The sequence below is a fragment of the Pseudomonas maumuensis genome (assembly GCF_019139675.1).
Classification (GTDB): Bacteria; Pseudomonadota; Gammaproteobacteria; order Pseudomonadales; family Pseudomonadaceae; genus Aquipseudomonas; species Aquipseudomonas maumuensis.
In genome coordinates this window covers 222,576-249,065 of record NZ_CP077077.1, presented here as the reverse complement: position 1 = coordinate 249,065, position 26,490 = coordinate 222,576, and the positions used below count along the sequence as shown (strand labels likewise).

The window sequence follows — 26,490 nt, the reverse complement described above, 5'->3', positions numbered from 1 at the left end:
GTCCGACCGCTCAAGGATGCCGCCTATGCTCACCACCCTGGCCATTGCCAACTACCGCTCGATCAACCAGCTGGTGCTGCCGCTGGGTCGGCTGAACGTGATTACCGGAGCCAATGGCAGCGGCAAGTCCAACCTGTACAAGGCCTTGCGCCTGCTGGCGGAGACCGCGCGCGGCGGTGTGGTCAACGCGCTGGCTGCCGAGGGCGGGCTGGAATCGACCTTCTGGGCCGGCCCCGAGAAGCTCACCCGGCGCATGCTCAACGGCGAGGTGCCAGTGGAAGGCGGGCCACGCCAGCAAGCTCGGCGACTGAAGATGGGCTTTGCCGGCGAAGACTTCGGCTACGCAATCAGCCTCGGCCTGCCCGAACCCAGCCGGTCGAAGTTCGCCCTGGACCCGCAGATCAAGCAGGAGACGATCTGGGCCGGCCCCCTGTGCCGGCCCGCCAGCCAGCTGGTGCAGCGCAACGCGGGGATGGTCAAGGCCCGCGACGGGCGCCAATGGCAGGTGCTGCACCAGCACATGACCGAGTTCGACAGCCTGTTCGACCAGGTCGGCAGTCTCCAGAGTTCCCCCGAGGTACCGCATCTGCGCGAGCAGATCCGCAGCTGGCGCTTCTACGACCATTTCCGTACCGATGCCGAAGCGCCCGCCCGACAATCGCGGCTGGGGACGCGCACGCCGGTGCTGCATCACGATGGCCGCGACCTCGCCGCCGCCCTGCAGACCATCGACGAGATCGGCGATCTGCAGGCCCTGCAGGACGCGGTGAGCGACGCCTTTCCCGGCGCCCGGCTTGCGGTCGATGCCCAGCCCGGCGGCCTGTTCGGCCTGCGCTTCCATCAGGCCGGGCTGTTGCGGCCGCTGAGCGCAGCGGAACTGTCCGACGGCACATTGCGCTACCTGCTGCTGGTGGCGGCCCTGCTTACCCCTCGCCCACCGAGCATGATGGTGCTCAACGAGCCGGAGACCAGCCTGCACCCGGACTTACTGCCGGCGCTGGCGCGCCTGATCCGCCGCGCGGCGCGAGAATGTCAGGTATGGGTGGTGTCGCACGCGCCACGGCTGGTGGCGGCTTTGGAGGAGGATGCCGACTGTAACTCGATCCACCTGGAGAAGACCTTGGGACAGACCGGTATCGTCGGGCAGGGCATGCTGGATGAACCGGCCTGGAACTGGCCGGACCAGGGCTGAAAAGACCGCGGGGCAAGGCGCATCGGTATACCGCCGATGTGACTTGCCCCGCGATGCGTTGGCTCAGGCCTGCGCGGCGGCCTGGGCCGGACGGCGGACCTGCGGCTGCGAGACGTTCGCCGCGGCGCCCTCCTCGATGGCCTGCTGGATCGCCCGACGACGACGCTCCTCGGCCTGGCGGCTGAAGTACCAGACCATGAAGGTCACCAGCGACACCGACAGCAGGATCAGGCTGGCCACGGCGTTGATCTCCGGCTTCACGCCCAGGCGCACGGCCGAGAACACTTCCATCGGCAGGGTGGTCGAGCCAGGGCCGGAGACGAAGCTGGCCAGCACCAGGTCATCCAGCGACAGGGCGAACGACATCATGCCGCCCGCCGCCAACGACGGCGCGATCATCGGGATGGTGATCAGGAAGAACACCTTCCACGGCTTGGCGCCCAGGTCCATGGCCGCCTCCTCGATGGAAAGGTCCAGCTCGCGCAAGCGCGCCGACACCACCACCGCCACATAGGCGGCGCAGAACGTGGTGTGGGCGATCCAGATGGTGACGATGCCGCGCTCCTGGGGCCAGCCGATCATCTGCGCCATGGCCACGAACAGCAGCAACAGCGACAGACCGGTGATCACCTCGGGCATCACCAGCGGCGCGGTGACCAGGCCACCGAACAGCGTGCGGCCCTTGAAGCGGGTGACCCGGGTCAGCACGAAGGCCGCCAGGGTGCCCAGCGCCACCGCGGCGACCGCCGTGTAGCAGGCGATCTCCAGCGAGCGCATCACCGAACCCATCAGCTGGGTGTTGTCGAGCAGGCCGACGTACCACTTCACCGACCAGCCGCCCCATACCGTCACCAGCTTCGAGGCGTTGAACGAGTAGATCACCAGGATCAGCATCGGCAGGTAGATGAACAGCAAGCCGAGCACCAGCATCAGCTTGGAGAAACTGAAGCGTTTCATGCGCGGCCCTCCATCTCTTTGGCCTGGCTGCGGTTGAACAGCAGGATCGGTACGATCAGGATCGCCAGCATCACTACCGCCAGCGCGGATGCCACCGGCCAGTCACGGTTGTTGAAGAACTCTTGCCACAGCACTTTACCGATCATCAGGGTTTCCGGGCCGCCAAGCAGTTCAGGAATCACGAACTCGCCCACCACCGGGATGAACACCAGCATGCAGCCGGCGATGATGCCGTTCTTCGACAGCGGCACGGTGATCTTCCAGAAGCTGTTGAAGGTGCTCGAACCGAGGTCGGATGCAGCTTCCAGCAGGCTTTCGTCGTGCTTCACCAGGTTGGCGTACAGCGGCAGGATCATGAACGGCAGGTACGAGTAGACCACGCCGATATACACCGCCAGGTTGGTGTTGAGGATCTGCAGCGGTTGGTCGATCAGCCCCAGCCACAGCAGGAAACTGTTGAGCAGGCCGTTGTTGCTGAGGATGCCCATCCAGGCGTAGACGCGGATCAGGATCGCAGTCCAGGTCGGCATCATGATCAGCAGCAGCAGGACGGTCTGCGACTCTTTCCTGGCCTTGGAAATGGCGTAGGCCATCGGGTAACCGATCAGCAGACAGAGCAAGGTGCTGAAGAAGGCCACCTTGAGCGAGCCGAGGTAGGCCGCGATGTACAGCTCGTCTTCGGTCAGCAGGCCATAGTTGGCCAGATTCAGCACCAGCTGGACCTTGCCTTCCAGGTAGGTGTAGATCTCGGTGTACGGCGGGATGGCCACATCGGCTTCGGCAAAGCTGATCTTCAGGACGATGAAGAACGGCAGCATGAAGAACAGGAACAGCCAGATGAACGGCACGCCGATCACCAGGTGCCGCCCCTCCGGGGTAAGGCGCTGGAAGGCTCGCTTGAGCTTGCGGATTTTCATGACCGCAGTACCACGCCGCTGTCGTCTTCCCACCATACGTAGACTTCGTCGTCCCAGGTCGGGCGGGTGCCCTGGCGCTCGGCGTTGGCGACGAACGACTGGACGATCTTGCCGCTGGGCAGCTCGACGTAGAACACCGAGTGGCCGCCGAGGTAGGCGATGTCGTGGACCTTGCCGCGCGACCAGTTGTGCTCGCAGGTCGGCTGCTCGGTGGTGACCAGCAGCTTCTCGGGGCGCAGGGCGTAGGTGATGTGCTTGTCTTCGACCGAGGTGGTGACACCGTGGCCGACGTAGATCTTGCGCTCCAGTTCCGGGCTGGCAATGATCGCGTGGCCTTCGGCGTCGTCGACTACCTCGCCCTCGAACAGGTTGACGTTGCCGATGAACTCGCAGACCAGGCGGCTGGTCGGGGTCTCGTAGACGTCGATCGGGCTGCCGATCTGGGCGATCCAGCCCAGGTGCATGATGGCGATGCGCTGGGCCATGGTCATGGCCTCTTCCTGGTCGTGGGTCACCATCACGCAGGTCACGCCCACGCGCTCGATGATCTCCACCAGCTCCAGTTGCATCTGCGAGCGCAGTTTCTTGTCCAGCGCGCCCATCGGCTCGTCGAGCAGCAGCAGCTTGGGACGCTTGGCCAGCGAACGGGCCAGGGCCACGCGCTGGCGCTGGCCACCGGACAGCTGGTGCGGCTTGCGCTTGGCGTACTGGGTCATGTGTACCAGCTTGAGCATCTCGGCCACGCGGGCCTCGATCTCGGCCTTGGGCATCTTGTCCTGCTGCAGGCCGAAGGCGATGTTCTGCGCCACGGTCATGTGCGGGAACAGCGCGTAGGACTGGAACATCATGTTGATCGGCCGCTCGTAGGGCGGCATGTCGGTGATGTCGACGCCATCGAGGAAGATCCGCCCTTCGGTCGGACGCTCGAAGCCGGCCAGCATGCGCAGCAAGGTGGACTTGCCGGAACCGGAGCCGCCCAGCAGGGCGAAGATCTCGCCCTTGCGGATTTCCAGGGACACATCGTCCACGGCTACCGTTTCGTCGAACTTTTTCGTGACCCGGTCGATCTTGACCAGCACCTGCTTGGGTTGCTGGCCACCCTCGAGGGCTTTCTTATAGGCACCGGAGGCAACTGCCATGAGTGAAACTCCCAACAAGATTTTTGTGCCCGCCGCTGCGCTGGCGGGCCTGGATTGTTACTTGCCCGACTTGACCTTGGTCCAGCTGCGGGTCATCAAACGTTGCACCTTGGGTGGCAACTCGGCGTTGACGAACATCTTGTCCAGCACTTCCTGCGGTGGGTAAACCGCGGCGTCAGTCCTCACGGCCTGGTCCATCAGGTCGCCAGCCTTGGGGTTCGGGTTGGCGTAACCGACGTAATCACTGACCTGGGCGATAACCTCAGGTTTCAGCAAATAGTTGATGAAGGCATGGGCCTCCTTGACGTTGCTGGCGTCCTTGGGAATCGCCAGCACATCGAACCAGAGGTTGCCGCCTTCCTTGGGAATGGCGTAGGCCAGTTTCACGCCCTTCTTCGCCTCTTCGGCGCGGGCCTTGGCCTGGAACACGTCGCCGGAGAAGCCGGCGGCCACGCAGATGTCGCCGTTGGCGAGATCGGTGATGTATTTCGAAGAATGGAAGTAAGTCACGTAGGGACGCACGGCCAGCAGTTTCTTCTCTGCATCGGCGTAGTCCTTGGGGTTGCTGCTGTTGGGGTCGCGGCCCATGTAGTTGAGCACCGCCGGCAGCATCTCGTCGGCGGAGTCGAGGAAGGCCACGCCGCACTTGCTGAGTTTCTTCATGTTCTCGGGCTCGAACAGCACCGCCCAGGAATCGATCTTGTCGGTGCCCAGCGCCGCCTTGACCTTCTCGACGTTGTAGCCGATGCCATTGGTGCCCCACAGGTAGGGGACGGCGTACTGGTTGCCCGGGTCGTTTTTCTCCAGGCGCTTCATCAGCGCCGGGTCGAGGTTCGCATAATTGGGCAGCAGGTCGCGGTCGAGCTTCTGGAACGCGCCCGCCTTGATCTGCTTGCCGAGGAAATGGTTGGACGGCACGACCACGTCATAGCCGGTGCGCCCGGCCAGCAGCTTGCCTTCCAGCGTCTCGTTGCTGTCGAAGACGTCGTATTTGGGCTCGATCCCGGTTTCCTTCTGGAAATCGGCGAGCGTGGTGGGGCCGACATAGTCGGACCAGTTGTAGATGTGCACCGTGGGCGCCGCTTGGACGCTGCAAGCCAGCGTCAGACCCGCTCCGGCCATCAAGGCCTGGCGAAAAACAGAAATAGACAAGTGGGTGGTCCTCACAATCAGTGCCTTTGCGGGCAGTAAACCTCGGCCGCACACGCAAAACCGGCGCGCAACTTACCTTCACGGCGTGGATGCCGCAAACTTATTTGCCTTTACTGGCCTCTGGGCAGGAAAAGCCCGGCCCAGAGGTTGCCGCATCGGGCTTACTTGCCCGACTTGATCTTGGTCCAGCTGCGGGTGATCTCGCGCTGGGCGGTCTTCTCTGGCGCCTTGATCGCGTAGAGTTGCGCCTTCACTTCCTCGGAAGGGTAGATCGCCGCATCGCTGGTAATGTCCTTGTCCACGAACTCGGTGGCTGCCTTGTTACCGTTCGGGAAACGCACGGCGTTGGTGATGCCGGCCATCACTTTCGGCTGCAGCAGGTATTCCATGAACTTGTAGGCGGCTTCGACGTTCTCGGCATCTTTCGGGATGGCGACCATGTCATAGAAGGTGCCGGCACCTTCCTTCGGAATGACATAGCTCAGCTTGACCTTGTCGCCGGCCTCGTGGGCACGGGCCTTGGACTGCTCCAGGTCACCCGAGTAGCCCACGGCCACGCAGATGTTGCCGTTGGCCAGGTCCGAGATGTACTTGGAAGAGTGGAAGTAGGTGATCGAAGGGCGGATTTTCAGGAACAGGTCCTCGGCCGCCTTCAGGTCTTCCTTCTTGGTGCTGTCGCTCGGCTTGCCCAGATAGTGCAGCGCGGCCGGGATCATCTCGGTCGGCGCATCGAGGAAGCTCACGCCGCAGCTCTTGAGCTTGGCGATGTTCTCTGGCTTGAACACCACGTCCCACGAGTCGATCTTGTCGATGCCCAGCGCGGCCTTGACCTTCTCCGGGTTGTAGCCGATGCCGATGGAGCCCCACATGTAGGGGAAGGCGAACTTGTTGCCTGGGTCGCTGGCATCGCCGACCGCCTTGAGCAGGGCCGGGTCGAGGTTTTTCCAGCTCGGCAGCTTGGAGCGGTCCAGCTCCTGGTAGACGCCGGCCTTGATCTGCTTGGCCAGGAAGTTGTTGGACGGCACGACGATGTCGTAACCCGACTTGCCCGCCAGCAGCTTGGCTTCAAGGGTCTCGTTGCTGTCGAAGACGTCGTAGACGACCTTGATGCCGGTCTCTTTCTCGAAGTTGGCCACGGTGTCCGGGGCGATATAGTCCGACCAGTTGTAAACGTGCAGCACCTTGTCGTCAGCCTGAACAGCGGTGGCCATGGCACCCATCAGGGCGGCGGCCAGCAGCGTCTTGCCCAATTTCTTCATGCGTAATGCTCCAGAATTTATTATCAAGCCATCTGTTCAGCAGCCAGGTCCCACGGGGCACGCGCTGGGCGACTGAAACAGCCGTTAGTCTGGCAAGTTACAAGGCGCTGTTTCAACAAAAGCAGGGCCTTGTAACGACTTAATGTCACCTCGCCAGCCTAGCAGACCGTCATTTAATCGCTTCGTAGGTCAAGTCCAGGCACTTGCGCGCCTTTTCCACCAGCTCGTCCACTTCTTCGCGGCTGATCACCAGCGGCGGCGCGATGATCATGGTGTCGCCGACGGCACGCATGATCAGGCCGTTGTCGAAGCAGAAGTTGCGGCAGACCATGCCCACGCCCTCGCCCTCGTAACGGCTGCGGGTGGCCTTGTCCTTGACCAGCTCGATCGCGCCGAGCAGGCCCAGGCCGCGCACCTCGCCCACCAGTGGGTGGTCCTGCAGCTCACGCAGTCGTTTTTGCAAGTAGGGTGCCACTTCATCGCGGGCCTTCGCGACGATCTGCTCGTCACGCAGGATGCGCAGGTTTTCCAGGCCCACCGCTGCCGCCACCGGGTGGCCGGAGTAGGTGAAGCCATGGTTGAAATCGCCGCCTTCGCTGATCACCTTGGCCACGGTGTCACGCACGATCACACCGCCCATGGGGATGTAACCGGAGGTCAGGCCCTTGGCGATGGTCATCAGGTCGGGTTCGAGGCCGTAGTAATCGGAGCCGAACCACTCGCCTGTACGGCCGAAACCGCAGATCACTTCGTCGGCGACGAAGAGGATGTCGTACTTGGCGAGGATTTCCTTGATCTTCGGCCAGTAGGTGTCTGGCGGGATGATCACCCCGCCGGCGCCCTGGATCGGCTCGGCGATGAAGGCGGCGACGTTGTCCTCGCCGACTTCGAGAATCTTCTTCTCCAGCTGCTCGGCGGCCCACACGCCGAACTCATCCGGAGTCATCTCGCCACCCTCGCCGAACCAGTACGGCTGCGGGATATGCACGATGCCCGGGATCGGCAGGCCGCCCTGCTCGTGCATGCCGCTCATGCCGCCCAGGCTCGCACCGGCGACGGTGGAGCCGTGGTAGCCGTTGATGCGGCCGATGATGGTCTGCTTGCCCGGCTTGCCCTTGAGCGCCCAGTAGTGGCGGACCATGCGCAGTACGGTGTCGTTGCCTTCGGAGCCGGAGCCGGTGAAGAACACATGGGTCATGCCGGCAGGCGCCACGTCGGTGATTGCCTTGGCCAGCTCCAGCGCCGGCGGGTGGGCGGTCTGGAAGAACAGGTTGTAGTACGGCAGTTCGCGCATCTGCTGCTCTGCCGCCCGCACCAGCTCTTCACGGCCATAGCCGACCGCCACGCACCACAGGCCGGCCATGCCGTCGAGGATCTTGTGCCCCTCGCTGTCCCACAAATGCACACCCTGCGCCTTGGTGATGATACGCGGCCCCTTTTCCTTCAGCTGTTTGTAGTCGCTGAAAGGTGCAAGGTGGTGCTCGCCGCTCAGGGTTTGCCATTCACGGGTTTGCGGGTTGTTGACGCTCATGTGCCTCTCCATTTTCCGGTGGCCGCCCGCAGGCGGCCTCAGGGTTGATCACACAGCAAACAGCAGGAACTCACGCTCCCAGGAGCTGATGACGCGCTTGAAGTTCTCATGCTCGGCACGCTTGGTGGCGACGTAGCCGGCGATGAATTTCTTGCCCAGGTACTGCTCCAGCGCGCGGCTGATTTCCATGCGCTCGAGGGCGTCCTCGATGGTCAGCGGCAGGCGCAGGTTACGGCGCTCGTAGCCACGGCCCTGGACTGGCGCGCTGGCCTCGATGCCTTCGACCATGCCGATATAGCCGCACAGCAGGCTGGCAGCGATGGCCAGGTACGGGTTGGCGTCGGCGCCCGGCAGGCGGTTCTCGACCCGGCGGTTCTGCGGCCCGGCATCCGGTACGCGCAAGCCTACGGTGCGGTTCTCTTCGCCCCACTCGACGTTCACCGGCGCGGAGGTGTCCGGCAGGAAGCGGCGGAACGAGTTGACGTTGGGGGCGAACAGCGGCAGCGCCTCGGGGATGAACTTCTGCAAGCCGCCGATGTGGTTGAGGAACAACTCGCTCATGCTGCCATCGGCGTTGGAGAAGATGTTCTTGCCGGTGGCCACGTCGACCACGCTCTGGTGCAGGTGCATCGCGCTGCCCGGCTCGCCGGTCATCGGCTTGGCCATGAAGGTGGCGGCCACGTTGTGCTTGAGCGCCGCCTCGCGCATGGTGCGCTTGAACACCAGGATCTGGTCGGCCAGGTGCAGGGCATCGCCATGACGGAAGTTGATTTCCATCTGCGCGGTGCCGTCTTCGTGGATCAGCGTGTCGAGGTCCAGCTGCTGCAGCTCGCACCAGTCGTAGACATCCTCGAACAGCGGGTCGAATTCGTTGGCCGCCTCGATGGAGAACGACTGGCGCCCGGTTTCCGGGCGACCGGAACGGCCCACCGGCGGCTGCAGCGGAAAGTCGGGGTCTTCGCTACGCTTGGTCAGGTAGAACTCCATTTCGGGCGCGACGATCGGTTGCCAGCCCTTGTCGGCGTAGAGTTTCAGGACCTTCTTCAGCACGTTGCGCGGCGACAGCTCGACCGGGTTGCCCTTCTTGTCGTAGGTGTCGTGGATCACCTGGGCGGTTGGCTCGATGGCCCATGGCACGAGAAACACCGCGTTCTCGTCGGGGCGGCAGATCATGTCGATGTCGGCCGGGTCGAGCAGTTCGTAATAGATGTCATCGTCGACGTAATCGCCAGTCACGGTCTGCAGCAGCACGCTCTCGGGCAGGCGCATGCCTTTTTCGGCGATGAATTTGTTGGTGGGCGAGATCTTGCCGCGGGTGATGCCGGTCAGGTCGCTGATCAGGCACTCCACCTCGGTGATCTTGTGCTCTTTCAACCAATCGGTGAGCTGGTCGAGGTTGTTACTCATAAATACCTCAGGAGGTAATGTGGCGCGGTTGGCGGCAACCCGCGGCCACTGACGCCAGGCGTCGGGCAAAGTCGGCGCGCAGCGCGCCGAGGGGCCTGGACAGGCCCGCGCCTTGATTCTGGATGCTGTGCATGGCTAAAGCAAAAACCCTCGCGCAGGACGACAATGGATACACACCATGGGCGCGCGTCCGGACAGAAAGCGAAGGGCAGAAGGAAAGGAGGTGTTGCGCTAAAGCGTTACGAGGCATGGCTTTTTTAAGCGAACCGTCAATTATTGCGGCCAGCGCGGCGCCCCTTCGAAGCAGGCGTGCAGTGACCGGACGGCAACCGGGAGATGTACCTGAACGCACCGTGCATGCGGCGCTGGCAGGTCTCGACAGGCGGACCATGTGACCCTCGTATTATTGTGTTCTGGGTTGTTGCCGAGCTTAGCCTCGTTCATTTTTTTACACAACTCCTCCGTAAAAAATAAAACACGCCCCGCTCGAGATAACCCTTCAAGACGAAAATAGCGGATAATGGCACGCCCCGATATGCAGCAAATCTGCCGTAGATGTGCCATTTAAGGGCATCAGGGTGCTGGCTTGACTTCACCTGGTCTTTCCGATTGACTGGGGTTGCAAGCCCCCCTTGATTGATATTTTTAACAAAAAAGGTGTTGCATCATGTCGGTACCCCCGCGTGCCGTTCAGCTTAACGAAGCGAACGCGTTCCTTAAGGAACATCCTGAGGTTCTCTACGTTGACCTTCTGATTGCAGATATGAATGGTGTGGTGCGCGGCAAGCGCATAGAGCGCACCAGCCTCCACAAGGTTTACGAGAAAGGCATCAACCTGCCGGCCTCCCTTTTCGCCCTGGATATCAACGGCTCGACCGTCGAAAGCACCGGCCTCGGCCTGGACATCGGCGATGCCGACCGCATCTGCTACCCCATCCCTGGCACCCTCTCCAACGAACCCTGGCAGAAGCGTCCGACCGCGCAGCTGCTGATGACCATGCACGAAATCGAAGGCGAACCCTTCTTCGCCGACCCGCGCGAAGTGCTGCGCCAGGTGGTGAGCAAGTTCACCGAGATGGGCCTGACCATCTGCGCCGCGTTCGAGCTGGAGTTCTACCTGATCGACCAGGAGAACGTGAACGGCCGCCCGCAGCCGCCACGCTCGCCGATTTCGGGCAAGCGCCCACAGTCGACCCAGGTGTACCTGATCGACGACCTCGACGAATACGCCGACTGCCTGCAGGACATCCTCGAAGGCGCGAAGGAGCAAGGCATCCCGGCCGACGCCATCGTCAAGGAAAGCGCCCCGGCGCAGTTCGAAGTCAACCTGCACCACGTCGCCGACCCGCTCAAGGCCTGTGACTATGCGGTGCTGCTCAAGCGCCTGATCAAGAACATCGCCTACGACCATGAAATGGACACCACCTTCATGGCCAAGCCCTACCCGGGCCAGGCAGGCAACGGCCTGCATGTACACATCTCCGTGCTGGACAAAGATGGCAACAACATCTTCACCAGCGAGGATCCCGAGCAGAACGCCGCGCTACGTCACGCTGTCGGCGGTGTGCTCGAGACCCTGCCCGCCTCGATGGCGTTCCTTTGCCCGAACGTCAACTCGTACCGCCGTTTCGGCGCGCAGTTCTACGTGCCGAACGCACCGAGCTGGGGCCTAGACAACCGTACCGTGGCGCTACGCGTGCCGACCGGCTCGCCGGATGCCGTGCGCATCGAGCACCGCGTGGCCGGCGCCGACGCCAACCCGTACCTGATGATGGCCGCGGTACTGGCCGGCGTACACCATGGTTTGACCAACAAGGTCGAACCTGGCGAGCCGATCGAAGGCAACTCGTACGAGCAGTTGGAGCAGAGCTTGCCGAACAACCTGCGCGATGCCCTGCGCGAGCTGGACGACAGCGAGATCCTCAACAAGTACATCGATCCGAAGTACATCGACATCTTCGTCGCGTGCAAGGAAAGCGAGCTGGAGGAGTTCGAGCACTCGATCTCCGACCTCGAGTACAACTGGTACCTGCACACCGTGTAACCGAAAACGCCGCCCTCAAGGGCGGCGTTTTTCATTGCCTCGCGATGGCATCAGAGCGGCTTCTCGAAGATCTTCGAATTGCGCTGGTAGTTGTACAGCGAAGCCCGCGCCGCCGGCAGCCGTTCCACGCCGCTGGGCGAGAAGCCGCGCTCGCGGAACCAGTGTGCAGTCCGGGTCGTCAGCACGAACAAGGTATTGAGCCCCAGCGTGCGCGCCCGCTCCTCGATGCGCTCGAGCAGTTCGTCACCACGCCCGCCATGCCGGTACTCCGGGTTTACCGCCAGGCACGCCAGCTCCCCCGCCTCGGAATCGGCAATCGGGTACAGCGCCGCGCAGGCGATGATCATGCCCTCGCGCTCAACCACGCTGAACTGCTCGATCTCACGCTCCAGCACCTCACGCGAGCGGCGTACCAGGATGCCCTGCTCTTCCAGCGGGCTGATCAGCTCCAGCAGGCCGCCGACATCCTCGATGGTCGCCTCGCGCACCACCTCGAACTGCTCCTGGGACACCAGCGTGCCACCGCCCCCGCGAGTGAACAGCTCGGTCAGCAGCGCACCATCCTCGGCATAGCTGACGATATGGCTGCGCGCCACGCCGCCCTTGCACGCTTCGGCGGCGGCATCCAGCAGCTCGGCCTGATAGTCGCTGCCCAGGCGCTGCAGGTGCGGCGCGATATGTTGCGGACGCAGCTCGCGTACCAACTGCCCGCGCTCATCCAACAGGCCTGGCTCGGCACCGAACAGCAGCAGCTTGTCGGCACCCAGCTCGATGGCGGCGCGGGTGGCCACGTCTTCGCAGGCAAGGTTGAAGATCTCGCCGGTCGGTGAATAGCCCAGCGGCGACAGCAACACGATGGAGCGCTCATCGAGCAGACGGTTGATGCCCTTGCGGTCGACCCGGCGCACTTCGCCGGTGTGGTGGTAGTCGACCCCCTCGAGCACGCCGATCGGCCGTGCGGTGACCAGGTTGCCGGAGGCCACCCGCAGGCGCGAGCCCTGCATCGGCGAGGCCGCCATGTCCATCGACAGACGCGCTTCGATGGCCAGGCGCAGGGCGCCAACGGCGTCGATCACGCAGTCGAGCGTCGCCGCGTCGGTGATGCGCATGCCATGGTGATAGTGCGGGGTCAGGCCGCGGGCGGCCAGGCGGCTCTCGATCTGCGGGCGCGAGCCATGGACCAGCACCAGGCGCACGCCAAGGCTGTGCAGCAGCACCAGGTCGTGGACGATGTTGCCGAAGTTCGGGTGTTCGACGCCATCACCGGGGAGCATGACCACGAAGGTGCAGTCGCGGTGGGCGTTGATGTAGGGAGACGCATGGCGCAACCAGTTGACGTAATCGGGCATGACAGGGCCTGTGGATAAGTGAACGGAGAACGAAAAGGCGCACAACGTTCGAATGTCATCGTCGGAACAGGCTTGCGGTCACGCGCGGTCTCCTCTGGTCAGGGAAAGATCAATGGCTCAGGCAGTAGTGTTGGATCAGGTCACGCAATAGACGCACGGTAGGCTCGATACGTGACATTTCAAGGTATTCGCCGGGCTGGTGGGCACAGGCAATGTCACCGGGCCCCAGCACGATGGTCTGGCAACCGAGCTGCTGAAGATAAGGCGCTTCGGTACCAAAGGCCACCGCTTCGGCGCGATGGCCGGTCAGGCGTTCGGCCAGGCGCACCAGCTCGCTGTCGGCGGCCTGCTCGAACGGCGGCACTTCGGGGAACAGCGGCGCATAGTCGATACGCACATCGTGGTGTTCGGCCAGTGGCGCGATCTTGCTGCGGATCGCCGCGCGCAACTGCTCAACGTCCATGCCCGGCAGCGGGCGCAGGTCGAACTCCAGGGCGCACTGGCCACAGATGCGATTGGGGTTGTCGCCACCATGGATGCAACCGAAGTTCAGAGTCGGGGTAGGTACGGTGAACTGTGGGTTGCGGTACCGCTCCTGCCAGCTGCGGCGCAGCGTCATCAGCTCGCCCATCACCGCGTGCATGGCCTCCAGGGCGCTGCGCCCCAGGGTCGGATCCGACGAATGGCCACTGCGCCCGAGAATATCGATGCGGTCCATGAGGATGCCCTTGTGCATGCGGATCGGCTTGAGCCCGGTGGGCTCGCCGATCACCGCCGCCCGCCCGAGGGGCTGGCCGGCCTCGGCCAGAGCACGGGCGCCGGACATGGAGCTTTCTTCGTCGCACGTCGCGAGGATCAGCAGTGGTTGCCTGAAGTCGTGCTCGAGCAGCGGGATCACCGCCTCGATGATCAGGGCGAAGAAGCCCTTCATGTCGCAGCTGCCCAGGCCGACCCAGCGGCCATCGACCTCGGTCAGCTTGAGCGGGTCGCTGCTCCACAGTTGCGGATCATAGGGGACAGTGTCGCTGTGCCCGGCCAGCACCAGGCCACCGGGGCCGGTGCCGCGACTGGCGAGCAGGTTGAACTTGCCAGGGTTGACCTGCTGGATCTCGCAGGTGAAGCCCAGGTCGCCCAACCAGCCGGCCAGCAGGTCGATGACCGCGCGGTTGGACTGGTCCAGCGCGGCTTGGGTGCAACTGACCGAGGGCGCGGCGATCAGGGCGGCAAACTGGTCTTTCAGCGACGGCAACGGCATGCGCGGACTCCTCGGAAGCATGAGGGGCATCATAACAATGCAAAAGGCCCGCAAGGCAAGCGCGCGCCCACAAGCTAAGGATTCAAGCCGCAAGTGCTGTAGACTGGCCAATCACGATGCCCCTCCTTCCGAGCCCGCGATGCACACAGAAACCGAACTCAAACTCCGCGCCAGTCGCGAGACCCTTGCCGCCCTGCGCGAGCACCCGCTGCTGAAGAAGCGCAACAAGTCCGGCTGGCAGACCCGCGAACTGCTCAACCAGTACTTCGACACCCCGGAGCGCGACCTGTCCGCAGCCCGTGTCGCCCTGCGCCTGCGCCGCGACGGCGAGGTCATCATCCAGACCCTCAAATGCCGCGGCCAGAGCGTGGCCGGCCTATCCGAGCGCAACGAGTTCGAATGGCACCTGGACAAGGTCAAGCTCGACCTGAAGAAACTCGATGGCACCTGCTGGCCCGAGCAACTGGCCGGGCTGGACAAGAAGGCCATCAAGCCGCTGTTCACCACCGATTTCACCCGCGAGTACGCCGAGATCGCCTGGGGCCGTGGCAAGGCCAAGGTGGTGATCGAAGCGGCCATCGACCAGGGCTTCGTGATCGCCGGCAAGCGCAAGGAAGAAATCTGCGAGCTGGAGCTGGAGCTGCGTGAAGGTGCCCCAGAGGCGTTGCTGGAGCTGGCCGCCGAGCTGTCCGCCAGTCTCGCCCTGATGCCATGCGACATCAGCAAGGCCGAGCGCGGCTACCGCCTGCTCGATCCGGACAGCTACGAGCTGGGCCTGCCGGTGACCGAGCTGCACGCCGAGATGCCGATGGACGACGCCTACGCCGCCCTGGCCTGGCAACTGCTGGGCAGCAGCCAGCGCCTGGCCGAGCAGTATCGCCACAATGGCCACTGGCGCCTGCTGCAGGACTGGGTTCGCTGCCTGGCCGAACTGCGCGCCATCACCGCCAGCCTCGGCCAGGCGGCACCGCGCCCGACCACCCGCGCCCTGCGCGCCAGCCTCGATGCGCTGCTGGAAGACTGGCGCCCGCTGGTATTGGCCGGCAATGACGACGAGGACATCCGTCGCGCCGCCCCCGAGCAGTTCGCCGAAGAGCTGGAAGATCCGCGCTGGGGCCAGTTCTCCCTGGAGACCGCACGCTGGCTGACCGCCCGCGCCTGGACCGCCGAGCGCAAGGGCCGGGGCGAGCGCCAGGGCAAGGCGCAGCTGGCCAGCTGGTTGCAGCACTTGCTGGGCGAGGAAGCCCGCGCCCTGAAACTGCCGCTGTATGTGCAGCGTCCGGAGGACCTGGCCGAGCAGCTGCCGCGCATCGAGACCGTGCAAACCTGGCTGCACCATGCCCGCCAAGTGCTCGACCTGCCACAGCAGGATCGCCTCTACGGCGAGCTGAACAAGCTGCACGAGCTGGCCGAACTGCCGCTGCTGGAGGAAGACAAGGGCGAACTGCTCGAAGCCCGCATCGAGCAGGCTCGCGCCATCGAGCAGAACCGCGCCTGGAAGCACCTGCTCAAGGCCTGAGTCCGCGCCGCCCGCTCCTGCACTCGTGGGAGCGGGTTGCCCCGCGATTGGCTCTTCAGGGCCTCAGCGGCAGGCTCGTGGTCGACTTGATCTCCGACAACGCCACGATCGAGTTAACTTCCTGAATACCCGGCACGTTCGATAGCTTTTCGAAGAAGAACCGCTCGTAAGCCTCGATATCCGAGGTGACGATACGCAGCAGGAAGTCCACCGCCCCCATCAGCACATAACATTCCAACACTTCGGGAAAACCGCGGATCGCCTCGGTGAACTCGGCGAAGTTCGAACGGCCATGGGCGTTGAGCTTCACTTCGGCGAAGATCTGCGTGTTCAGCCCTACCTTCTTGCGGTCCAGCAGCGTCACCTGGCCGCGAATCACGCCCTCCTCTCTCAGGCGCTGAATGCGCCGCCAGCAAGGTGACTGCGACAGGCCCACACGCTCGGCAATCTGCGCGCTGGACAGCGAGGCGTCGTCTTGCAGCAGTTCAAGAATGCGCCGGTCGTAAGCGTCCAATTCGCCAAGCATTAATAATTCTCCAATTTGCATTTTTACGAATTAAAAAATTCGCAGTAGCGCGATATTGGCGAATCATAGCGAAAAAATTCCCCGTCTGACGTGCAAGAATTTCTCCACTTTCGCGGAGACCCAGCATGAACGCACTCGAACGGCCCCTCACCTTGCCCCGCCTCGACGCCTGGGCCGCCAACACGATCCACTGCACCGTGCATTACCGCCTGCAAGCCGATGCCGAGCCGGACAGCCTGTGCCGCGTGCTCAACCTGTTCGCCCTGCAGTTCCTCACCCCACATAGCGTCAACGTGAGCCAGTGCGACGACCTGCTGGACGTGGCGATCGGCGTCGGCGGCCTGAGCTGGCACCGGGCCGAAGTGATCGCCCAAAAACTGCGCAACCTGGTCTGCGTCAGCGAAGTGTGCCTGGCGAACCTACCGCAGCTTTCGGAGGTCGCCAGTCGTTGAGACCACAGGGCAACGTCCGGAAACCTTTTGCGCCGACGCCTACCGCCCTGCACGGCTAGCCTTGCCCAGGCCCCTGAAGCCCGGCAAGGACGCCTCCATGCTCGCCAACGACCACCATGACCTTGACCTCAATCGCCTGTTGGACACCTTGCTGGCGGAACAGCGGATCACGCCCGGGACGGCCCTCGCTGCACTGGAGCGCGCCAAGCTCCACCCCACTGAACACCCCCTTGAGCTGATAGCCGCCAGCGCCCATCCAGATCCACGCCATCCCGGCCAGCCGCTGCAGCTGGATGCTCTATGCCGCTGGCTGGCAGACCGGGTCGGGCAACCTTTTCTGACAATCGATCCCTTGCGCATCGACCTGGTGCGCGTGGCCGGGCTGATGTCCGCCGCCTTCGCCCAGCGCCACGGCATCCTCGCCGTGGCCGAGGATGAACACAGCGTCACGGTGGCCAGCGCCCAGCCTTATCAACATGATTGGGAGGCAGACCTGAGCCGCAGCCTGGGCAAGGTCGTGCGACGGGTGCTGGCCAATCCGCGCCAGATCCGCCAGTTGCGTCCGACCTTCCTGGGCCTGGCCCACTCGGTACGTGGCGCGGACCTGGGCCAGCTACCGCGCCTGGGTGAGCTGGAGCAACTGCTCGAGCTGGGTGCCAGGCAACCACAGGCCAGTGCGGACGATGCTCATATCGTGCATATCGTCGACTGGATGCTGCAGTACGCCATCGAGCAGCGCGCCAGTGATATCCACCTGGAGCCCCGTCGCGAGCAGGGCCAACTGCGCCTGCGCATCGATGGCCTGCTGCACCCGGTGTATGCCTTTCCAGCCAGCGTCACCCTGGCAATGGTCAGCCGACTGAAGCACCTGGGCCGCATGAATGTCGCCGAGAAACGCCGGCCGCAGGATGGCCGCCTGAAAACCCGCCTGCCCAGTGGCGTCGAGGTGGAACTGCGCCTGTCCACCCTGCCTACTCCGTTCGGCGAAAAACTGGTGCTGCGCCTGTCCGATCCCCAGCAACTGCACGACAGCCTCGAGACCCTGGGCCTGGAGGGCGCATTACTGGAGCAATGGCTGGCCCTGCTGCAACAGCGCCAGGGCATCCTGCTGGTGACGGGACCAACCGGCTCGGGCAAGACCAGCACCCTTTACGCCAGTCTGCGGCACCTGGCCACTTCCCAAGTCAACCTCTGCAGCATCGAAGACCCGATCGAGCGGCTTGAACCGATGATCAATCAGTTGCAGGTCCAGCCCAATCTGGAACTGGACTTCGCCAGCGGTGCACGGGCCCTGCTGCGCCAAGACCCAGACATCATCATGATCGGCGAAATCCGCGACAGGGAAACCGCCCAGGTGGCGGTGCAGGCGGCCCTAACAGGGCATCTGGTGTTGTCGACCCTGCACACCCAGGACGCCTGTGGCGCGATCACCCGCCTGCTGGAGCTTGGGGTGGCTGACTACCTGATCAGGGCCACCCTGCTCGGGGTCATGGCCCAGCGCCTGGTGCGCACCCTGTGTCCCGACTGCCGGGGCCTGCTCCTGCAGGACGGCCAGGCCTGCCCACAGTGTCGGGGCACCGGTTTTCATGGACGCACCGGGCTCTTCGAACTGCTCCGGGTCAGCGCCGCGCTGCGCACGCGGATAACCCCTTCCAGCGACCTCGCGGAGCTACGGCAACAGGCTGAGATAGACGGGCTGCGGGATCTGCGAAGGCATGGATGTGATCAGGTCGACCAGGGCAGAACCTGCCCCGAGGAAGTCCTGCGGGTCTGTGGATAAGTAAGAAATAGCCTTTACGGCCGGGAACTTGGGGCCATGGAGAAGGATCGAAGCGGCATCTCAACCGCCCTCACACGCCGAGGTGATTCATCATGCGTTTCAAAACAGCCATCGCAGCCACAGTTCTGTTCTCGCTGCCCCTTGGCTCCGCCATGGCCGACACGTTCTGGCGCAATATCATCTCCTCCGGCGCGACCACCGCCTCGACCTACCTGACCTTCAAGGACCACAAGCTGATCGTCGCCGCCCAGGACGACGCCGGCAGCTTCGTCGCCAGTGACGGCGCCATTCGCGGGCCGTTCCTGGAAGCCGCGATCCGCCAAGTGCGCGCGGACAACCCCGGCGTGCAAGCCAGCGACATGGAGCTGGCCAACGCGATCCTGGCCAAGAACGCCGTCACCGAGTAACTTCCGGGGCTGCTGCGCAGCCCATCGCCGCGATTCGTCGCCACGACAAGCCGGCTCTCCCCCGACCGTATCGCTTCAAGCCATACGCGGCCCCTGAGGGAGCCGGCTTGCCGGCGATGGGCCGCATAGCGGCCGCAATGCAAGACAGTTGCCCCCTGCCTCGCCCGCCAGACACTAGCGATACGCCTCCACGGGCACGCACGCGCAGAACAGATTCCTGTCCCCATACACGTTGTCGACCCGGTTCACCGCCGGCCAATACTTGTGCTGGCGGGCATGAGCGCTGGGGGCGATGCCCTGCTCGAGGCCATACGGTCGGTTCCACGGCGCCAGCACATCGGCCAGGGTATGCGGTGCGTGCCGGAGCGGGTTGTCCTCGGCCGGCCAGGTGCCTTTCTGGACTTCGGCAATCTCCGCCCTGATCGCCAGCATCGCTTCGACGAAGCGGTCCAGCTCGGCCTTCGATTCGCTCTCGGTGGGCTCGACCATCAACGTGCCCGGTACCGGGAACGACATGGTCGGCGCATGGAAGCCATAGTCCATCAGGCGCTTGGCCACGTCCTCCTCGGTAATGCCGGTCAGCGCCTTGAGCGGGCGCAGATCGAAGATGCATTCATGGGCCACGCGCTGGTTACGCCCGCGGTACAACACCGGGAAGGCATCGCGCAACTGGCTGGCCAGGTAGTTGGCGGACAGGATCGCCACCTCGCTGGCGTCGGCCAGCTGCGGCCCCATCATGGCGATGTACATCCAGCTGATCGGCAGGATGCTCGCACTGCCCCAAGGCGCCGCGCTCACTGCGCTGTTGTTCGGGTCCAGCCCAGGCACCGGCACTACCGGGTGGCTGGCGACGAACGGCTTGAGGTGCGCGCGAATGCCAATGGGGCCCATGCCCGGGCCACCGCCGCCATGGGGGATGCAGAAGGTCTTGTGCAGGTTCATGTGCGAGACGTCGGCACCGATGTCCGCCGGTCGCGCCAACCCCACCTGGGCATTGAGGTTGGCGCCGTCCATGTACACCTGGCCGCCAAGCTGGTGTACCACCTCGCAGATCTCGCGAATACCCTCCTCGTATACACCGTGGGTGGACGGGTAGGTCACCATCAGGCACGACAGCCGCTCGCCGGCCTGGCGCGCCTTGGCCTTGAGATCATCGAGGTCGACGTTGCCGTCCTCGTCGCACTCGACGATCACCACCTCCATGCCGGCCATCTGCGCCGACGCCGGGTTGGTGCCATGGGCCGAGGACGGGATCAGGCAGATCGTGCGCCCGGCCTGGTGGCGGCTCTGGTGATAACGAGTGATCGCCATCAGCCCGGCGTACTCACCCTGGGCACCCGAGTTGGGCTGCATGCAGATCGCATCGAAGCCGGTGATGGCGCACAACCAGGCTTCAAGCTCGTCGATCATCGCCTTGTAGCCCTGCACCTGCGCCGCCGGGGCGAATGGATGGAGTTGGGCGAACTCGGGCCAGGTAATGGGGATCATTTCGCTGGTGGCGTTGAGCTTCATGGTGCATGAGCCCAGCGGGATCATCGACTGGTTGAGCGCCAGGTCCTTGTTCTCCAGCTGCTTGAGGTAGCGCAGCATCTCGGTCTCGCTGTGGTGCAGGTTGAACACCGGGTGCTGCAGGATCGGTGTGCGCCGTACCAGCGCGCCGGGGATGCCTTCGGGCAGGGCTAGCTGGTCGAGGGTGGCGATGTCCAGGCCGTGGTCGACGCCGAGGAAGATGTCGAACAATTTGAGCACCGTGGCCTCGTCGCAGGTTTCGTCCAGGCTCACCCCCAGGTGCCCGCGACCGAGAATGCGCAGGTTGACGCGGGCGTCCTCGGCGCTTTCGATGATCGCCGCCTGGGTGCCGCCAACGTCCAGCGTCAGGGTGTCGAAGAAATGCTGGTTGAGGCGCTTGATGCCTTTGGCTTCGAGGCCGGCGGCGAGGATGAACGTCAGCCGATGCACGCGCTGGGCGATGCGTTGCAAGCCCTCGGGGCCATGGTAGACGGCGTAGAAGCCGGCGATGTTGGCCAGCAACACCTGGGCCGTGCAGATGTTGGAGTTGGCCTTCTCGCGACGAATGTGTTGCTCGCGGGTCTGCAGGGCCATGCGCAGCGCGGTGTTGCCACGGGCATCGCGCGATACGCCGATGATGCGCCCGGGCATGGCCCGCTTGTAGTCGTCGCGGCAGGCGAAGTAGGCCGCGTGCGGCCCGCCATAGCCCATGGGTACGCCAAAGCGCTGGGTCGAGCCGAGCACCACGTCGGCCCCCAGCTCGCCGGGCGGCGTCAGCACCACCAGGCTGAGGATGTCGGCGGCGACACAGGCCAGGGCCTGCTGGCCGTGCAACTGATCGACCAGCGGGCGCAGGTCGCGCACCTCGCCGTGGGTGTCGGGGTACTGCAGCAATGCGCCGAACACCTGGTGGCTGGCGAGGTTATCCACGGAATCGATGATCAGCTCGAAGCCAAAGCCTTCAGCGCGGGTCTTGAGCACCGACAGGGTCTGCGGGTGGCAATGCTCGTCGGCGAAGAACGCGTTGCTCTTGCTGCGCGCCACGCGCTTGGCCAGGGCCATCGCCTCGGCAGCGGCGGTGGCCTCGTCAAGCAGCGAGGCATTGGCCAGGGGCAGGCCGGCAAGGTCGATGACCATTTGCTGGAAGTTCAGCAGCGCCTCCAGCCGGCCTTGGGCGATCTCTGGTTGATAGGGTGTGTAGGCGGTGTACCAGCCAGGGTTCTCCAGCACGTTGCGCAGGATGACGGTGGGGGTGATGGTAGCGTGGTAGCCCATGCCGATCAGGCTGGTCCATAGCTGGTTCTGCGCAGCGTAGCCCGCGAGTTTGGCCAGTGCGGCCTGCTCATCGAGGGCCGGCGGCAGGTCGAGCGGGCGATTGAAGCGGATGCCCGGCGGCACCGTCTGCTCGATCAGTTCACTGCGGCTGGCGACGCCGAGGGTGTCGAGCATGGCCTGCTGCTCCTGGGCATCGGGCCCCAGGTGGCGACGCAGGAAAGGGTTGGGCTCTTGCAGTTGGCTCAGCGATGGTGACTGGGACATGGCGACTATCTCTTCCTGGACCAGCTCTCATGGAGACTTACAAGTCTAGGAAGGATTGCCGAATGTGCGGGGATTATTGCGTTTGCCGTGCGGGTAAGCCCGCTCCCACGCCTGGCACACATCGCCATGGCGCACGTCGTGGGAGCGGGCTTGCTCCGCGAGCATTTACTCGCCGATGGCAGCCTTGTAACCAGCAGCATCCAGTAGCTTGTTCAACTCAGCGGGGTTGCTCGGCTTCAGCTTGAAGATCCACGACTCGTAAGGCTCTTCGTTGAGCAGCTCCGGGCTGTCGGCCAGTTCTTCGTTGACCGCGATGACTTCACCACCCACCGGCGCATAGATATCCGAGGCAGCCTTGACCGACTCGACCACGCCAGCGGCGTCGCCGGCTTCGAACACTTTGCCGACTTCGGCCAGTTCGACGAACACCACGTCGCCCAGTGCTTGCTGGGCGTGGTCACTGATACCCACGGTCACCGTGCCATCGGCTTCCAGGCGAGCCCACTCGTGGCTTTCGGCAAAACGCAGGTCGGCGGGGATTTGGCTCATTGTCTTGTATTCCTCGTTAGGGTCAGCGGTCGGCCCGCCATTTGAATAATCAGATCAGGATCTTGCCGTGGCGCACGAAGGTCGGCTTGACCACCCGCACCGGGTACCACTTGCCGCGAATCTCCACTTCGGCGCGGTCACCGGTGGCCATGGGCACACGTGCCAGGGCAATGGATTTGCTCAGCGTAGGCGAGAAACTACCACTGGTGATCTCTCCTTCGCCAATCCCGGATACACGGACCACCTGGTGGGCACGCAATACACCGCGCTCCTCGAGCACCAGGCCGACTAGTTTCTCCTTCACGCCCTGTTCGATTTCCGCGAGCAAACCGCTACGGCCGATGAATTCGCGACCGGCCGGCTCCCAGGCAACGCTCCAGCCCAGGTTGGAGGTAAGCGGGGTGTGGGCTTCGTCGATATCCTGGCCGTACAGGTTCATGCCGGCTTCCAGACGCAAGGTATCGCGTGCGCCCAGACCGCTCGGGGCAATGCCGGCACCGACCAGGTCGTTATAGAACGCCGGGGCCTGTTCGCCCGGGAGAATGATTTCCAGGCCGTCTTCGCCGGTATAGCCGGTGCGGGCGATGAACCAGTCACCGTCGGCGAGGCCTTCGAAGGGGCGCAACTCGCGGATCAACGCGGCCCGCGAGGCACTGAGCAAGGCGGCGACCTTTTCCCGTGCGTGAGGCCCCTGAATGGCAAGAATGGCCAGTTCAGGCCGCGCTTTGAAGCTCACCTTGAAGCCTTCGCTGCGGGTCTGCAGCCAGGCCAGCACCTTGTCGCGGGTGGCGGCATTGGCCACCAGGCGATAACCGTCTTCGGTGCGGTAGGCAATGAGATCGTCAATGACCCCACCCTCGGCATTGAGCAGCGGGCTGTAGAGGGCCTTGCCGGGGCTTTCCAGACGCGTCACGTCATTGGCCAGCAGGTGTTGCAGCCAGGGTGTGGCGGCGCAACCGTCAATATCGATGACGGTCATGTGGGAGACATCGAACACCCCGCAGTCACTGCGCACCTGGTGGTGCTCCTCGACTTGCGAGCCATAGTGCAGGGGCATGTCCCATCCGCCGAAATCGACCGTCTTGGCGCCGAGCGCCAGGTGCAGGTCATACAAAGGCGTACGCTGTCCCATGGGTTTCTCCTTCCGGGCGTGGCGAGGCGGCGGCGGTCGGCGATGTTCAATCATCACCTGTTGTTATAGGACCCGTCGCTGCGAATGCCGCGCATTGTAGCCGCATGGAGACCGCGTGGCACCCTTAGCGCGGCTGCCCCGGACGATGGGCCGAGCGGCGAATCAGGCCAATGACCGGTAACAGGCCAACCAGCACCAGGGTCAATGCCGGCAAAGAAGCCCGCGCCCATTCGCCCTCGCTGGTCATCTCGAACACGCGCACGGCCAGGGTATCCCAGCCAAAAGGTCGCATCAGCAGAGTCGCCGGCATCTCCTTCAATACATCGACGAACACCAGCAGGGCGGCGCTGAGGGCGCCGGGCACCAGCAAGGGTAGATACACCTTGAAAAACAATCGCAGTCCGGAAACCCCGAGGCTGCGTGAGGCCTCCGGCAGCGATGGGCGGATCCGCTCCAGGCTGCTTTCCAGTGGGCCATAGGCCACGGCGATGAATCGAACCAGATAGGCCAGTAACAATGCCGACAAGCTTCCCAGCAGCAACGGTTTGCCTGCCCCGCCCAGCCATTGGGACAGCGGCACCACCAGCTGATTGTCCAGGTAGCTGAACGCCAGCATGATCGATACGGCCAGCACCGAACCGGGCAAGGCATAACCGAGGTTGGCCAGCCCGACCCCTGCACGGATACCGGCGGTCGCTGCCTGGCGTCTGGCGAAAGCCAGCAGCATGGCCACGCTGACCGTGATCAGCGCCGCCATGGCACCGAGGTACAGGGTGTGCAGCACCAAGCCAAGGTAGCGCTCGTCCAGGTCGTGTCGACCTCGCTGCCAGAACCACGCCAGCAACTGCAGCATCGGGATGACGAAAGCACAGGCGAACACCAGCAGGCACCAGCCACTGGCGGCCAACGCCTTGAGCCCCCGCAAGTGATACAGCGCCTGCGCCCTGGGGCGTTCGTTGCCACTGCGGCTGGCGCCTCGGGCCCGGCGCTCGCCATACAGCACCAGCATCACCGCCAGCAGCAACAGGCTGGCCAGTTGCGCCGCGCTGGAAAGGCTGAAGAAGCCGTACCAGGTCTTGTAGATGGCCGTGGTGAAGGTGTCGAAGTTGAACACCGCTACCGCGCCGAAATCGGCCAGCGTCTCCATCAGTGCCAGGGCGATGCCGGCACCGATGGCCGGCCGCGCCATCGGCAAGGCCACCCGCCAGAAGGCCTGCAGCGGTGACAGCCCGAGTACTCGCGCCGCCTCCATCAAGCCCTTGCCCTGGGCCAGAAAGGCCGTGCGCGCCAGCAGGTAGACGTAGGGATAGAACACCAGCACTAGTACCGTGATCACGCCACCGGTGGAGCGCACCCTGGGCAGGCGCATGGGCCCGAACACCTCGCGCAGTGCCGTCTGCACCGGACCGGCGAAGTCGAGCAGGCCGACGAAGACGAACGCCAACACATAGGCCGGGATGGCGAACGGCAGCATCAGCGCCCAGTCCAGCCAGCGCCGGCCGGGGAACTCGCAGAGACTGGTGAGCCACGCCAGGCTCACCCCCAGCACGGTCACACCGATACCCACGCCCAACACCAGGGTCAGGGTGTTGCCCAGCAGACGGCTCATCTGGGTGTCGAGCAGGTGCGACCAGATCTGGCTGTCGACCGACTGCCAGGACAGCAGCAACACGCTGAGCGGCAGCAAGACCAGGGCGGCGACCAGGAAGACCGGCAGGTACCAGCGGCGTTGGGGAGAATGGGGCAAATCGAAAATCTCGATGGCTGTGCGATAGCATCGCGGGGCGAACCCGCTCCCACAAACACTGTGGGAGCGGGTTCGCCCCGCGATCGGTTGTCAAGAATAAGACGGCGGACTCAGTTCCAGCCAGCCCGATCCATCAAGCGAATGGCTTCGGCCTGGCGCTTGCCAGCGACTTCCACCGGAATGCTGTCGGCCTTGAAGCTCCCCCAGGCCGCCACTTCCGCCGATGGCTTCACCTTCGGGTTGGCCGGGAATTCCTGGTTGATGTCGGCAAACAGCTTCTGCGCCTCCTCGCCGGTCATCCACTCCACCAGCTTTTTCGCCGCTTCCGGGTGCGGCGCGTGCTTGGTCAGACCGATGCCCGAGAGGTTCACGTGAACGCCGCGGTCTCCCTGGTTGGGCCAGAACAGCTTGACCGGCAGATCAGGCTTTTCCTTGTGCAGGCGCCCGTAGTAGTAGGTGTTGACGATGCCCACGTCGCACTGGCCGGCGGCAATGGCCTGAAGCACCGCGGTGTCGTCGGAGAACACGTCGGTAGACAGGTTGTTGACCCAGCCCTTGATCAGTTTCTCGGTCTCGGCCTCGCCGTGGTTCTCGATCAGGGTGGCGGTCAGCGACTGGTTGTAGACCTTCTTCGCCGTGCGCAAGCACAGGCGGCCTTCCCAGTGCTTGTCGGCCAGGGCCTCGTAGGTGGTCAGCTCGGCGGGTTTGACCCGGTCGGTGGAGTAGGCGATGGTCCGTGCGCGCAGGCTCAGGCCGGTCCAGTCGTGGGACGAGGCGCGGTACTGCGGTGGAATGTTCTGGTCGATGGTGGCCGACTTGATCGGTTGCAGGATGCCCATCTGCTCGGCTTGCCAGAGGTTGCCGGCATCGACGGTGAGCAGCAGGTCGGCCACGCCGTTCTCGCCCTCGGCCTTGATGCGCTGCATCAAGGGGGCTTCCTTGTCGGTGATGAACTTGATCTTGACGCCGGTCTTGGCGGTATAGGCGTCGAACACCGGCTTGATCAGCTCGTCGATGCGCGAGGAGTACACCACCACTTCGTCCGCCGCCTGGGCGGTGCCGCCGAACAGCGTGAGGGCCAGTGCGGCCAGTAGGGGCTTGCGGGGCAACATTGGGGGTACTCCTCGC

At 64.1% G+C, this 26,490-nt stretch carries 21 protein-coding genes; 6 read left to right on the top strand and 15 right to left on the bottom strand.

The genetic code is table 11. The annotated features are described in order from the left end of the window. Positions 1 to 25: 25 nt before the first annotated feature. On the top strand, positions 26 to 1,192 hold the full coding sequence (locus KSS90_RS01170) for an AAA family ATPase (protein WP_217867916.1): 1,167 nt from the start codon (positions 26 to 28) through the stop codon (positions 1,190 to 1,192). A gap of 63 nt (positions 1,193 to 1,255) precedes the next feature. Here the strand turns inward: KSS90_RS01170 and KSS90_RS01165 are convergent, their stop codons facing one another. The 7 genes from KSS90_RS01165 to KSS90_RS01135 form a co-directional block, all read right to left on the bottom strand. After that, positions 1,256 to 2,149 (bottom strand): ABC transporter permease subunit, encoded by an 894-nt coding sequence (locus KSS90_RS01165; RefSeq protein WP_038707013.1) that lies wholly within the window; start codon positions 2,147 to 2,149, stop codon positions 1,256 to 1,258. Further along, positions 2,146 to 3,066, bottom strand: a complete 921-nt coding sequence (locus tag KSS90_RS01160) for an ABC transporter permease subunit (RefSeq protein ID WP_217867915.1) — start codon at positions 3,064 to 3,066, stop codon at positions 2,146 to 2,148. The genes KSS90_RS01165 and KSS90_RS01160 overlap by 4 nt, the downstream gene beginning before the upstream one ends. Continuing rightward, the gene (gene potA / locus KSS90_RS01155) at positions 3,063 to 4,205 is read right to left on the bottom strand and encodes a polyamine ABC transporter ATP-binding protein (RefSeq protein ID WP_023630468.1); all 1,143 of its coding nucleotides are present in this window, start codon (positions 4,203 to 4,205) and stop codon (positions 3,063 to 3,065) included. Before potA ends, KSS90_RS01160 begins: the two co-directional genes overlap by 4 nt. Positions 4,206 to 4,262: 57 nt before the next feature. Continuing rightward, positions 4,263 to 5,357, bottom strand: a complete 1,095-nt coding sequence (locus KSS90_RS01150) for a polyamine ABC transporter substrate-binding protein (RefSeq protein ID WP_046853739.1) — start codon at positions 5,355 to 5,357, stop codon at positions 4,263 to 4,265. Positions 5,358 to 5,518: 161 nt separating this feature from the next. Then, a complete protein-coding gene (locus KSS90_RS01145; protein WP_217867914.1) occupies positions 5,519 to 6,616 on the bottom strand; it encodes a polyamine ABC transporter substrate-binding protein in 1,098 nt (365 codons plus the stop codon). A gap of 169 nt (positions 6,617 to 6,785) precedes the next feature. Next, positions 6,786 to 8,147 (bottom strand): aspartate aminotransferase family protein, encoded by a 1,362-nt coding sequence (locus tag KSS90_RS01140; protein ID WP_217867913.1) that lies wholly within the window; start codon positions 8,145 to 8,147, stop codon positions 6,786 to 6,788. Positions 8,148 to 8,195: 48 nt separating this feature from the next. Continuing rightward, entirely contained in the window at positions 8,196 to 9,554 is a 1,359-nt protein-coding gene (locus KSS90_RS01135) for a glutamine synthetase family protein (protein WP_217867912.1), read from the bottom strand. A 667-nt stretch (positions 9,555 to 10,221) separates the two neighbouring features. On the opposite strand from KSS90_RS01135, the gene KSS90_RS01130 reads away from it, so the two are divergent. After that, the gene (locus KSS90_RS01130; RefSeq protein ID WP_217867911.1) at positions 10,222 to 11,598 is read left to right on the top strand and encodes a glutamine synthetase family protein; all 1,377 of its coding nucleotides are present in this window, start codon (positions 10,222 to 10,224) and stop codon (positions 11,596 to 11,598) included. Positions 11,599 to 11,648: 50 nt separating this feature from the next. Here the strand turns inward: KSS90_RS01130 and argA are convergent, their stop codons facing one another. Then, positions 11,649 to 12,947, bottom strand: a complete 1,299-nt coding sequence (gene argA, locus KSS90_RS01125; RefSeq protein ID WP_038707016.1) for an amino-acid N-acetyltransferase — start codon at positions 12,945 to 12,947, stop codon at positions 11,649 to 11,651. A 109-nt stretch (positions 12,948 to 13,056) separates the two neighbouring features. Further along, complete coding sequence (gene argE / locus KSS90_RS01120; protein ID WP_217867910.1) at positions 13,057 to 14,202, bottom strand: acetylornithine deacetylase; 1,146 nt, start codon at positions 14,200 to 14,202, stop codon at positions 13,057 to 13,059. 139 nt (positions 14,203 to 14,341) lie between these two features. Between argE and KSS90_RS01115 the strand changes: the two genes are divergently transcribed. Then, positions 14,342 to 15,721: a CYTH domain-containing protein gene (locus tag KSS90_RS01115; RefSeq protein WP_217867909.1), complete on the top strand. Its 1,380-nt coding sequence runs from the start codon at positions 14,342 to 14,344 to the stop codon at positions 15,719 to 15,721. Between the two features lie 55 nt (positions 15,722 to 15,776). Here KSS90_RS01115 and KSS90_RS01110 read toward each other — a convergent pair whose 3' ends face one another. Then, positions 15,777 to 16,247, bottom strand: a complete 471-nt coding sequence (locus tag KSS90_RS01110; RefSeq protein WP_023631494.1) for an Lrp/AsnC family transcriptional regulator — start codon at positions 16,245 to 16,247, stop codon at positions 15,777 to 15,779. Positions 16,248 to 16,372: 125 nt separating this feature from the next. On the opposite strand from KSS90_RS01110, the gene KSS90_RS01105 reads away from it, so the two are divergent. From KSS90_RS01105 to KSS90_RS01095, 3 genes are all read left to right on the top strand, one after another. Further along, positions 16,373 to 16,699: an ACT-like domain-containing protein gene (locus KSS90_RS01105; RefSeq protein ID WP_217867908.1), complete on the top strand. Its 327-nt coding sequence runs from the start codon at positions 16,373 to 16,375 to the stop codon at positions 16,697 to 16,699. A 97-nt stretch (positions 16,700 to 16,796) separates the two neighbouring features. Then, positions 16,797 to 18,479 (top strand): GspE/PulE family protein, encoded by a 1,683-nt coding sequence (locus KSS90_RS01100; protein WP_217867907.1) that lies wholly within the window; start codon positions 16,797 to 16,799, stop codon positions 18,477 to 18,479. A 92-nt stretch (positions 18,480 to 18,571) separates the two neighbouring features. Next, positions 18,572 to 18,886 (top strand): DUF2388 domain-containing protein, encoded by a 315-nt coding sequence (locus tag KSS90_RS01095; RefSeq protein ID WP_217867906.1) that lies wholly within the window; start codon positions 18,572 to 18,574, stop codon positions 18,884 to 18,886. 174 nt (positions 18,887 to 19,060) lie between these two features. On the opposite strand, the gene gcvP is transcribed toward KSS90_RS01095, so the two are convergent. The 5 genes from gcvP to KSS90_RS01070 all read right to left on the bottom strand — a co-directional run bounded on the left by gcvP (position 19,061) and on the right by KSS90_RS01070 (position 26,474). Continuing rightward, positions 19,061 to 21,934: an aminomethyl-transferring glycine dehydrogenase gene (gene gcvP / locus KSS90_RS01090; RefSeq protein ID WP_217867905.1), complete on the bottom strand. Its 2,874-nt coding sequence runs from the start codon at positions 21,932 to 21,934 to the stop codon at positions 19,061 to 19,063. Between the two features lie 165 nt (positions 21,935 to 22,099). After that, positions 22,100 to 22,483 carry a glycine cleavage system protein GcvH gene (gene gcvH / locus KSS90_RS01085; RefSeq protein WP_217867904.1) on the bottom strand — a complete coding sequence of 128 codons (384 nt, stop codon included), beginning with the start codon at positions 22,481 to 22,483 and terminating at the stop codon, positions 22,100 to 22,102. 49 nt (positions 22,484 to 22,532) lie between these two features. Continuing rightward, entirely contained in the window at positions 22,533 to 23,615 is a 1,083-nt protein-coding gene (gcvT, locus tag KSS90_RS01080; RefSeq protein WP_217867903.1) for a glycine cleavage system aminomethyltransferase GcvT, read from the bottom strand. A gap of 124 nt (positions 23,616 to 23,739) precedes the next feature. Continuing rightward, a complete protein-coding gene (locus KSS90_RS01075; RefSeq protein WP_217867902.1) occupies positions 23,740 to 25,362 on the bottom strand; it encodes an ABC transporter permease in 1,623 nt (540 codons plus the stop codon). A 110-nt stretch (positions 25,363 to 25,472) separates the two neighbouring features. Further along, complete coding sequence (locus KSS90_RS01070) at positions 25,473 to 26,474, bottom strand: extracellular solute-binding protein (RefSeq protein ID WP_217867901.1); 1,002 nt, start codon at positions 26,472 to 26,474, stop codon at positions 25,473 to 25,475. Between the last annotated feature and the right edge of the window lie 16 nt (positions 26,475 to 26,490).

Bases quoted from the DNA above. Each gene is read 5' to 3' on its own strand.
- KSS90_RS01170 (WP_217867916.1), top strand. From the start codon at position 26: ATGCTCACCACCCTGGCCATTGCCAACTACCGCTCGATCAACCAGCTG.
- KSS90_RS01165 (WP_038707013.1), bottom strand. From the start codon at position 2,149: ATGAAACGCTTCAGTTTCTCCAAGCTGATGCTGGTGCTCGGCTTGCTG.
- KSS90_RS01160 (WP_217867915.1), bottom strand. From the start codon at position 3,066: ATGAAAATCCGCAAGCTCAAGCGAGCCTTCCAGCGCCTTACCCCGGAG.
- potA (WP_023630468.1), bottom strand. From the start codon at position 4,205: ATGGCAGTTGCCTCCGGTGCCTATAAGAAAGCCCTCGAGGGTGGCCAG.
- KSS90_RS01145 (WP_217867914.1), bottom strand. From the start codon at position 6,616: ATGAAGAAATTGGGCAAGACGCTGCTGGCCGCCGCCCTGATGGGTGCC.
- KSS90_RS01140 (WP_217867913.1), bottom strand. From the start codon at position 8,147: ATGAGCGTCAACAACCCGCAAACCCGTGAATGGCAAACCCTGAGCGGC.
- KSS90_RS01135 (WP_217867912.1), bottom strand. From the start codon at position 9,554: ATGAGTAACAACCTCGACCAGCTCACCGATTGGTTGAAAGAGCACAAG.
- KSS90_RS01130 (WP_217867911.1), top strand. From the start codon at position 10,222: ATGTCGGTACCCCCGCGTGCCGTTCAGCTTAACGAAGCGAACGCGTTC.
- argA (WP_038707016.1), bottom strand. From the start codon at position 12,947: ATGCCCGATTACGTCAACTGGTTGCGCCATGCGTCTCCCTACATCAAC.
- argE (WP_217867910.1), bottom strand. From the start codon at position 14,202: ATGCCGTTGCCGTCGCTGAAAGACCAGTTTGCCGCCCTGATCGCCGCG.
- KSS90_RS01115 (WP_217867909.1), top strand. From the start codon at position 14,342: ATGCACACAGAAACCGAACTCAAACTCCGCGCCAGTCGCGAGACCCTT.
- KSS90_RS01110 (WP_023631494.1), bottom strand. From the start codon at position 16,247: ATGCTTGGCGAATTGGACGCTTACGACCGGCGCATTCTTGAACTGCTG.
- KSS90_RS01105 (WP_217867908.1), top strand. From the start codon at position 16,373: ATGAACGCACTCGAACGGCCCCTCACCTTGCCCCGCCTCGACGCCTGG.
- KSS90_RS01100 (WP_217867907.1), top strand. From the start codon at position 16,797: ATGCTCGCCAACGACCACCATGACCTTGACCTCAATCGCCTGTTGGAC.
- KSS90_RS01095 (WP_217867906.1), top strand. From the start codon at position 18,572: ATGCGTTTCAAAACAGCCATCGCAGCCACAGTTCTGTTCTCGCTGCCC.
- gcvP (WP_217867905.1), bottom strand. From the start codon at position 21,934: ATGTCCCAGTCACCATCGCTGAGCCAACTGCAAGAGCCCAACCCTTTC.
- gcvH (WP_217867904.1), bottom strand. From the start codon at position 22,483: ATGAGCCAAATCCCCGCCGACCTGCGTTTTGCCGAAAGCCACGAGTGG.
- gcvT (WP_217867903.1), bottom strand. From the start codon at position 23,615: ATGGGACAGCGTACGCCTTTGTATGACCTGCACCTGGCGCTCGGCGCC.
- KSS90_RS01070 (WP_217867901.1), bottom strand. From the start codon at position 26,474: ATGTTGCCCCGCAAGCCCCTACTGGCCGCACTGGCCCTCACGCTGTTC.